Origin of the sequence: Paenibacillus sp. Dod16, assembly GCF_049893405.1 — a bacterium.
In the GTDB taxonomy this organism is placed as follows: domain Bacteria; phylum Bacillota; class Bacilli; order Paenibacillales; family Paenibacillaceae; genus Paenibacillus_AQ.
The window spans coordinates 56,356-65,365 of record NZ_JBNDYG010000069.1 but is presented as its reverse complement, the minus strand read 5'-3'; the positions used below and the strand labels follow the sequence as shown (position 1 = coordinate 65,365).

Below are 9,010 nucleotides of genomic sequence, written 5' to 3'. Positions count from 1 at the left end.
GACCGAGAAAATATACCTGAATGAGGCAGCAAACAAAGCCGAGGTTGAACAGCAAGTGAATGAATACATTCTGTTCTATAACCAGAACCGATTCCAGAAAAAATTAAACGACCGTTCCCCGGTAGAATACCGGGAAACGGCCGCAGCATAAATCATGTCTTTTTTGTACTGTCTACTTGACAGGGTTATGACCAAAACGACGGTGTCTTTTTATGTCCCGTGAGGATGAGAACCCCAAAAAAGGGGTTCGCCGGAGGATAAGCTTCGTTAGGATTACATCGCAGTCGGCCTGGAAGGCCGTACCCCGACTGGGACGAGAATGTCCCGTGAGGATGAGAACCCCAAAAAAGGGGTTCGCCGGAGGATAAGCTTCGTTAGGATTACATCGCAGTCGGCCTGGAAGGTCGTACCCCGACTGGGACGAGAATGTCCCGTGAGGATGATGAATCCCACTCCATAATACGACTAGAAACGTGGAGGTATATGATAGATGAATGAAATCACTATGACTTTGGTAAGAGAGACCGACAAGGATCTTCAGGAGCTCATCGCGAAGCTGGACGATTATTTATCAACGTTATACCCGGCGGAAGGAATATTCGGGCTGGATCTGACTGACCCCAAGGTAAAAGAAACCCTCTTCGTGGTCGCCTACCAGGAGGGCCGACCTGTCGGCTGTGGAGCTGTACGGCCGCTGGATGAAGAGGTGGTTGAGATCAAGCGGTTTTTCGTGGATATTCCATACCGAAACAGAGGAATAGCCTCTCGGATTCTGCTCTATCTGGAAGAGCATGCGAAGAATCGGGGTTATCGTTTTTCGCGCCTGGAAACAGGCGAGCCGCAGGAGGAATCCGTTCATTTTTATAAGAAGCTGGGGTATGCCCAGATTGAACCGTTCGGTGAATACATCGGGAGCGAATATAGCTTATGTTTTGAGAAGTGTCTGACATCCTAGCGGTTTCGTCTTATAATAGAAGAAAAAAGTATTTTACGATACATATTGAGGAGGCGTCGAGCATGCAACTTACGAAAATCTCACAGAATACCGCCATTTTATTGGAGCATGCCAAAAAATCGGGGCTAACTACCTCCGAGCTGCTGGAGGCTGTGCGCTCGGGTGAGGTCGAGAGATTCCAAGTCGCGAACAATGGTCATTTTCACTATGAGGAATTGTTCTCTTATGCAAAAGAACATGGGGAAGATTTAGAGAAGGCCGTTAGCGAGGGATACAAAATGACGTTTAATACCCGCAACGGGTTGAAGATCTGGCTGGAGGAAGCCTTCCACATTAGTTCAGAATCCGATTTTAGTGTAGGTGAAGGCATTATTGAGGGGCTGAAGCTCCAGGAGGAGCAGGTCGCTCGCTTGAAGGAAGCGCTGGCCGTCAACTGGACCCTGCAGGAAGAGCCTGCAGCAGATGCCGTCCAGATCAGATTGACCGTCAGAGGATTGCAATAATATATGATAGCCACCGTACGTATTCAACATGAATCGTACGGTGGCTCTTTTAGTACAGCGTCATTCGCTAATCTCTTTAGAGGGAGATTTACATCCGGCTTGGCGTGGGCAGTCCCAGTACATCCAGTGCTTCTCCAAGAGTGTATTTAAATAAGGAAGTGAGCCATACACGGAACCGGAGCACTTCATCCGCCGATTTCAGAATTGGGCATGCCGAGTAAAAATTGTTGAACAAGGAGCACAGCTCATAAGTAAAGTTGCAGATAGCGCTTGGAGATAGATCCCGGCCGGCGGCATACAGGGTATCATGCCAGGTGCTGATATGGCGAAGGAGTGCATGCTCCGCTTTTTCCATGGCAGGGAACCGGGCAGGCACCGACGGCGAAACACCCGCTTCTTGCGCTTTATTGAGCACGCTGAGTGCACGCGCGTAGGAATAGAGCAGGTATACCCCCGTATTGCCTGATATTTCAGTGGCCTGCTTCAGATCGAACACCACCTCGGTTTGCAGTGCAAAGCGAAGCAGATAGTAACGGATGGAGGCGGCTGCGATCGTATGACTGGACAAGCCGTTTTTATCGGAACGGGTGTCTTCGATGACCTTGGCTACTTGATGGATAAGCTCGGTGATTTTAATTCCGATCCCCTGACGTCCGGACATCGCGTAGGATGCTTTCCCGTCGGAAGTATCGATGCCGAGATCCGAAGCGGCGGAAGGGCTTAACGAAACGACGCCGTAGCTGACATGACGGAGCTTGTCGGCCTCTTTATGGAATCCCAGGCTTTCCAGCGCCTGCTTCACCATCGCCTGCGGGTACTGCTGCCTGTAATCAATGACGTTGATGACCATGTCTGCTTTGCCGAAAGAGAGCTGCTCGCCATGAGTGCTCGTCGTCCAAACTTCGTTTGTGAATTTTTTATATACAAAATCGTTGGAGAGCACACCGTATTTCCACAGGTGATAGGCGATGTCTTTGGCGGTGTAAGTCAGGATGCCATTGGAGCGCACGAGCACTTTATCCATGCTGTGGTCTGACTCCGGATCGTCCACGGCTTCCGTTCCTGTTTGCTTGAGCACCCAGCAGCCTGCAAGTTTGCCCTCCGTTTCCTGATGGAAGAGCGGCGTGTTCTTCAACAGCTCGAAAGCGGACGCCCAGAACCCCTCTCTGACAATGCTGCTCTCCCACACAAGCAGATCATAGTCAATGCCGAACTGCTTCATTTCTTCAAGATGCTCTTTGACAATTCTCTCGGCAACGAGCAGTCCGATCCAGGACAGATTCTGGTTACCCTCTTCCAGTGCGTGCAGAACCTCGGTCCGATGCTGGACAAGACCGGGCTCCCTTTCGTAGGCCTTATTGGTGCTTGAATACACGTCCCAACAGTAATCGCCGAACCGGGCATGTTCCTTTGACAGCGGCGTGTGGAGCATCCCGACCACTGTATCTGCCAGTTGATTGCCAAGGTCGTCGATATAATTATGAACCTCCACCTCGTAACCAAGCTTCCTCATCAGCCTGACCAGCGTATCGCCGATACAGGAGTTTCTTAGATGGCCGATATGGGCGGATTTATTCGGATTGATGGAAGTATGCTCAATGACAATCTTCTCGTTCGTTGCCGGAGGTAATTCAAAGTGATGACCAGCCCAATATTCCCAATCGATACGCAGATTCATAAAACCTGGTGCAACAATCTCCGTGGCATAGACTAGCTGTTTATAAGTCGTATCCTGCTCAAGCTCGGCTTGAATCAGCTCGGCAATATGCAGCGGAGCCTTACGAAGCAGCTTCGCAAGCTGCATCGCAATGTTGGTGGCATAGTCCCCATGCTCCATGCTGGCAGGCTGCTCAATCCGGATTGGAGTAGAATCGGGCAGTTGGACGCCCATATCTTCACACACCTGGTTTACAGCTTGTTGAAGGCTCGAAGTAATCAAATGACTTAACACGTTAAATCCCCCTTTGAAAAATAAACAAAACATGTTAGAAAAATCAAAAAAGCCCTCATCTCCTAAAGAGACGAGGACTTGTGCTCGCGGTACCACTCTTGTTGTTAAACCACAAAGGGTTTAACCACCTTGATACGATAACGGTGTAAGCCGGGGCTTCCTACAATATTGCATTTCGGAAGACCATCTCCTGGGTCCGTTTCACCGCCGACTTTGTACCGGTTTCCACCCTCCCGGCTCGCTTGGACTAAAGTCAAGTGCAGTTACTCTCCCAATCAACGAAAATCACATGTACAAGTTTTTCATATTATTAACCATTCTATTTAGAAAATCAACCCTAAAATTATGAAACCTTCTCTGCAAAGACTCGCAGGCGCTTGTAATCTGCATAAAATGCATCTTCACGCCAGAGCGTCGCCCGGGCAGCTTGGCTGATACGGGCAATGGCTTCGTCCTTCTCTTCAGCCGAGAATCCAGCAAAGAAACGATCGCCAAAATGCAGCAGCCAATACTTCACGCCATCCTTGCCCTCAGGCAGCTTCGTGGGACGGTCGAAGTGATGGCCGATATGCACCCGGAACCCATGGGATTCAAGCAAGGTCGTATACTGGCCCAGGCTGGGAAAATACCACGGATTTCGGGTGTCGGCATCCATTCCATAATGGTCGGCGAACACCGTTTTCAAAGCTTGGTAAATTCCGTCGATGTTCCCCTTGCCTCCAAACTCCGCTACGAATCGGCCACCGGGCTTGAGTGCGCCATAGACGGAGCGTACCACACCACCAGCATCCTTCATCCAATGCAGGGCGGCATTGGAGAAGACGGCATCATACGGCGATTCGGTGTCGAAGTTCTCGCCGTCTCCGGCCAGAAATGTAAGCCCGGGATATTTGCTTTTGGCGCGCTCAATCATCTCGGCCGAATCATCCATGCCGGTTACATGTGCACCCGAAGCAGATATTTCATTTGCCAAATCGCCGGTTCCGCAGCCGAGATCAAGAATCCGCTCTCCGGGTTGAGGTGCAAGAAGCTCTACTACGCCTTTTCCATAAGCCGAGACAAACGATAACTGCCGATCATAATCGTGCGCTTTCCATACTTGCTCTGACATAACAACAACTCCCTCACCCATGAATTATCCTCATTGTGACATGTTTATCTTATAATTAGAAATATATAAATGTTATTATATTGATAGGTTTTAACAATAAATGAACGAACAAAAAGCCGCTGAGCAGCGGTTTTATGTAGAACCTTATTTAACGGCAACCAGAAGAGCGCCAACGGCAATGAGTGCAACGCCGGCTGCGTTAATCCAGGATATCTTTTCTCCAAGAAACACAAAGGCCAGAATGACCGCGATGACAACGCTCAATTTATCGATAGGTCCTACCTGCGATACTTTGCCGTATTTTAGTGCAAGAAAATAAAACAGCCAGGACAATGCCCCCGCAATGCCGCTGAGCACAATGAAGCTTAATGCTTTCTTCTGAACTAGAATGTCACCGAGTTCCGAGAATTTGCCCTGAACCCCCACGACTCCCAGCAGAAACAGGGCCATAATGACAGAGCGGATCGCCGTTGCCGAATTGGCATCGATGTTTTGCAGACCTATTTTTCCRAAAATGGCGACAAGAGCCGCCGTGACCGCCGACAGCAATGCATATATAAGCCATAACGGCATGTTGTTCTCTCCTTCATGACAAAGATAAAGTCTCTGATTAATGTACCGGATTCCACTATAATAGTATAGAACAATTTACACGATATCATGAATATCGATGAGATCGAATGATTTGGAAGGGACTGGATGAAGTGGTGTTACATATAGCGCCTTATACAGAAGAGTATCATGATCGGCTGGTGGAAATATGGCTTCGTGCCGTATCCCAAACGCATGATTTTCTGACGGAGGAGGATATCCGGTTTTATTATGAGATGATGCAAAACGGAGCGCTGAGAGCCGTAGAGATCTGGGTTTGCTTGAATACCGAACAGGGGGAACCGATTGGATTTATGGGGCTGGATGGCGCCAAAATCGAAATGCTGTTTGTGGATCCCCCCCATCACGGCCAAGGCACGGGAACGAAGCTGATCCGGCATGCCGAACAGCTCAAGGGGCGGAGGCTGCAAGTCGATGTGAATGAACAGAACCCCATGGCCCATGCTTTTTATAAAAAATACGGCTTCGTGCAAATCGGCCGCTCCGAGCTGGACGGCTCCGGAAAGCCGTTTCCGCTTATTCATATGGAATTACAGTAGGTCTATGGATCACTATTTACATTATCGAATTTATAAGTTCCCAGCGCAGCTGAACCCACTCGATAATGCAAGAAAAACATCCTTTACACGCGGTCTGTCTTCTGTGAACGTACGTCGATAGACGTTTTTCTTATACACACCGAAGAAGAAAGAGGTGCATCTAAACTGGAGGAATTCATGAAGTTTTTTCCGAGTAATCTGTCGTTTCGTTATCCGTGGCGCTCCTATCAGAAAAGGGTCCTTCACGGGCTGGAGCATCATCTGAAGAATCGGCATCTGCATTTGGTGGCGCCGCCGGGTTCGGGGAAGACCGTTCTTGGACTGGAAATCATGCTGCGCATTAACCGGCCGACAATCATCCTGGCCCCCACACTCACCATCAAGCAGCAATGGGCGAGCCGATTCGTGGAATTATTCCTAGACGATCAAGAACAGCCCGAATGGATCTCCACCTCGCTCAAGCGACCGGCATTGGTAACGATTACGACCTATCAAGCCCTTCATAGCCTGCTTAGTACTGCTGGGGAGCAAACCTCTGTGAGGAAGAAAGGTACGGCGGAGATAGAGCATGCGCATCAGGTTGAAGATGAGAACTACAGGGATCCCGAAATGGCCATGGAAGCTTCTGAGGCGGAGGTGATGGATAGCGCTAGCGAGGATGATATCACGAACGGTACCGAGGCTCAAGAAACTTTGGAATTGTTGAAGCGACAGGGCTATCATACAGTCATTTTTGACGAGGCGCATCATCTCCGGATGTCTTGGTGGCAAAGTGCTATGCAGCTGTGCGAAATGCTGGGCCAGCCGACGAAGATTGCCCTTACTGCCACACCGCCATATGATGTTAATCCAAGGGAATGGCATCGGTATATCGAGCTTTGCGGTCCCATCGACGAAGAGATTAGCGTCCCGGAGTTGGTCCGTCATGGTGAGCTGTGCCCGCATCAGGATTACATAAGTTTGACCACGCCTACTCAAGAGGAGGCAGCTAAACTCCGGGAGTTTCGGCTGCAGGCAGCCCAGGTTAAGGGCGAGATGATCCGGGATAAGTTCCTGGCGGATTTGATTGTCAATCATCCTTGGATTACGCAATCCGAAACGTATACCGAAGAAATATTATCCTCGCCCGAGTATTACTCCAGTATGGTGCTTTATCTGCGTGCCGCCAATCAGCCCATCTGGAAGGAGGCGGTGAAGCTGCTCGGAATGAAGGAGAAGGAAACGCCCGATTTTTCGGAAGAGTGGTTGGAGGAACTCCTTAGCGGCATGCTGTATAAAGATCCGCATATGGATCGTGAGCTGCCGGAGTTAAAGGGTTTACAAAAGAGGCTCAGCCGAATGGGCATGATTGAACGCCGGAGGGTTTATATGCGTTCTACCCCGGCATTTGACAAAATGCTGGTCCAGAGCGTTTCGAAATTGCACGGCATCGGCCGTATTCTTGATTTCGAGCGTTCCATGCTGGGGGAGAACTTGCGGATGGTGATTTTGACCGATTATATCCGTAAGGAGGACCTGCCGAAGGATGCAGCTGACGAGAAGCCGCTTCATCGGCTCGGCGTTGTCCCCATTTTCGAGTTAATCAGAAGGCAGCTGGCTGAGAAAAACAGCTCGCAGAGCGAGCATGAGCTGCCTATCGGAATTCTGACCGGCTCCTTTGTAGTGCTGCCGGCAAAGGCTCTGCCTTTAGCCAGGGTTTGTGCCGATCGGCGAGATATTCACTTATCGGAGCGCCCGCTTGCTCACGACAGCCGCTATGTAACGATTGATGTTCGTGATGCGAATCGCTCGGCTATCGTCGCAATCATAACGGAAGTGTTTTCGGAGGGAGAAATCCGGGTGCTGGTTGGTACGGCGGCTCTTCTGGGTGAGGGGTGGGATGCCCCCGGAATCAATTCCTTGGTCATGGCATCATATGTCGGTTCGTTCATGCTGTCCAATCAGATGAGAGGGCGGGCGATTCGGGCGCAGCGCGGGAATCCCGATAAGACCGGAGCGATCTGGCATCTGGCCTGCATAGATACAGCCAAGAGCGACGGCGGTGAAGATTTGGGCTCGCTGGCCCGCAGATTTCGATCTCTCGTAGGTTTATCGATCTCGCACCAGACCATAGAGTCGGGCTTGGAGCGCATGGGCCTTGATCTTCGGAAAAGGCAAACCGCAGACAGCATTAACGATTATAACCCGACACATTCGAAGCAGCGGCATCTTCTGAAGGGGCGTTGGGATTCGGCGATTGCCCTTCACAGCTCCATGACGGAAGAGCTGACGGCGGATCGAGAGAGCATCCCTAGGCCTGTCGTGTTTTCTCATACGGTGAAAGCCGTACTCCTGTTCGCCGTTGGTCTGGGATTGGGCGCCTTCAGCGAGACGTTAACGTCTCCGCGTTTGTTCCAATCGGACGCGCCGGCCTGGTTCAATTTACTCATCCCGGTTGCCGTTGCCTTACTCGTATCAAGTCCATGGGTATATAAAGCCATCAAAATGCTGGCGCGGCATCAGTCGCTGGAGCGTAGTATCCGTGAGGTTGGTCTCGTCGTTTATACGGCCCTGTTCGATATGAAACTGGTCGAATCTGGGCCAAGCATTCACCGATTGAAAGCTGAGGAAGTGGGAGGAACCGTCACGTGTTGGCTGAGGGACGGAACCACTCAGGAAAAAACACTCTTTTTGGATTCGCTGCAGCAGGCGCTGGACCCGATCGATAACCCGCGTTATCTTCTATACCGTGAATCGCGAAGCTGGTTTGTGAAGAAACGGGATTACCATGCCGTGCCGGAGGAAATCGGTCGCCGCAAAGAACACGCGGAACGGTTTGCCCAGCTGTGGCGCAAGCATATCGGCCCTGCCGAACTGGTCTATACTCGCACGCCCGAAGGAAGGAAAATACTTCTGACCGCGCGAGCGAGAGCGTTGTCTTCCATTTTCGTGAAGAAATCGGAGCGGGTCAGTGCTTGGCGATAGGCAGGACTGTTTGCAGAAGTTATAGAGCAAGTGGCGGTTATGCGTTGCCTTAACGGACTCAGGGGCCGTTATTTGCGGGGAAAACGCTCTTACAGGTTCTGTAACGGACCTGAAGTCCGTTATTTAGGAAAAATGAGGGTAATTTGCCTATGAAAAAGCTAAATAGCGGATGTGGAGTCCCTTAAATTCTAAATTGGGCCGTTTTATCGGAAATAACGAACCTACGGTCCGTTAGAGTTTGTGTTCTTTGTGGGATGTTTTGGAATCGACTATGGGGTTCATCCCCCTTCTGGAATGCAAGAAAGCCGCGACTATAAAAAGTGGCGGCTCCATCTTTTACGTCCCAGAAGGGATGCGGCCCTTCGGGCCCTTCGG

9 protein-coding genes and 1 other annotated feature are annotated in these 9,010 nt (G+C 50.5%); of the genes, 5 read left to right on the top strand and 4 right to left on the bottom strand.

What is annotated here, in order from left to right; all coding sequences use genetic code 11:
- The first annotated feature begins 10 nt into the window (after positions 1-10).
- From ACPV3A_RS34525 to ACPV3A_RS34515, 3 genes are all read left to right on the top strand, one after another.
- Positions 11-151, top strand: a complete 141-nt coding sequence (locus ACPV3A_RS34525) for an IS3 family transposase (protein ID WP_426204312.1) — start codon at positions 11-13, stop codon at positions 149-151.
- A gap of 339 nt (positions 152-490) precedes the next feature.
- Positions 491-955 (top strand): GNAT family N-acetyltransferase, encoded by a 465-nt coding sequence (locus ACPV3A_RS34520; RefSeq protein WP_426204308.1) that lies wholly within the window; start codon positions 491-493, stop codon positions 953-955.
- Positions 956-1,017: 62 nt separating this feature from the next.
- The gene (locus ACPV3A_RS34515; RefSeq protein WP_194541459.1) at positions 1,018-1,458 is read left to right on the top strand and encodes a hypothetical protein; all 441 of its coding nucleotides are present in this window, start codon (positions 1,018-1,020) and stop codon (positions 1,456-1,458) included.
- Between the two features lie 88 nt (positions 1,459-1,546).
- On the opposite strand, the gene ACPV3A_RS34510 is transcribed toward ACPV3A_RS34515, so the two are convergent.
- The 3 genes from ACPV3A_RS34510 to ACPV3A_RS34500 form a co-directional block, all read right to left on the bottom strand.
- The gene (locus ACPV3A_RS34510) at positions 1,547-3,409 is read right to left on the bottom strand and encodes an arginine--tRNA ligase (protein ID WP_426204306.1); all 1,863 of its coding nucleotides are present in this window, start codon (positions 3,407-3,409) and stop codon (positions 1,547-1,549) included.
- Positions 3,410-3,472: 63 nt separating this feature from the next.
- Positions 3,473-3,697 (bottom strand) — a binding site (T-box leader).
- Positions 3,698-3,752: 55 nt separating this feature from the next.
- Positions 3,753-4,520, bottom strand: coding sequence for a methyltransferase domain-containing protein (locus ACPV3A_RS34505; protein WP_426204305.1), 768 nt, complete (start codon positions 4,518-4,520; stop codon positions 3,753-3,755).
- Between the two features lie 144 nt (positions 4,521-4,664).
- Positions 4,665-5,093 (bottom strand): EamA family transporter, encoded by a 429-nt coding sequence (locus tag ACPV3A_RS34500; protein WP_071223439.1) that lies wholly within the window; start codon positions 5,091-5,093, stop codon positions 4,665-4,667.
- A 107-nt stretch (positions 5,094-5,200) separates the two neighbouring features.
- Here ACPV3A_RS34500 and ACPV3A_RS34495 point away from each other — a divergent pair, with 107 nt between their 5' ends.
- Together ACPV3A_RS34495 and ACPV3A_RS34490 are read left to right on the top strand one after the other, a co-directional pair.
- Positions 5,201-5,671 (top strand): acetyltransferase, encoded by a 471-nt coding sequence (locus tag ACPV3A_RS34495; RefSeq protein WP_426204303.1) that lies wholly within the window; start codon positions 5,201-5,203, stop codon positions 5,669-5,671.
- A gap of 177 nt (positions 5,672-5,848) precedes the next feature.
- Positions 5,849-8,635 carry a DEAD/DEAH box helicase family protein gene (locus ACPV3A_RS34490; protein WP_426204301.1) on the top strand — a complete coding sequence of 929 codons (2,787 nt, stop codon included), beginning with the start codon at positions 5,849-5,851 and terminating at the stop codon, positions 8,633-8,635.
- A 181-nt stretch (positions 8,636-8,816) separates the two neighbouring features.
- On the opposite strand, the gene ACPV3A_RS34485 is transcribed toward ACPV3A_RS34490, so the two are convergent.
- A partial coding sequence (locus ACPV3A_RS34485) for a hypothetical protein (protein WP_426204299.1) occupies positions 8,817-9,010 on the bottom strand: 194 nt, incomplete at its 5' end.

Bases quoted from the DNA above. Each gene is read 5' to 3' on its own strand.
- ACPV3A_RS34495 (WP_426204303.1), top strand. From the start codon at position 5,201: ATGATTTGGAAGGGACTGGATGAAGTGGTGTTACATATAGCGCCTTAT.
- ACPV3A_RS34505 (WP_426204305.1), bottom strand. From the start codon at position 4,520: ATGTCAGAGCAAGTATGGAAAGCGCACGATTATGATCGGCAGTTATCG.
- ACPV3A_RS34490 (WP_426204301.1), top strand. From the start codon at position 5,849: ATGAAGTTTTTTCCGAGTAATCTGTCGTTTCGTTATCCGTGGCGCTCC.
- ACPV3A_RS34515 (WP_194541459.1), top strand. From the start codon at position 1,018: ATGCAACTTACGAAAATCTCACAGAATACCGCCATTTTATTGGAGCAT.
- ACPV3A_RS34520 (WP_426204308.1), top strand. From the start codon at position 491: ATGAATGAAATCACTATGACTTTGGTAAGAGAGACCGACAAGGATCTT.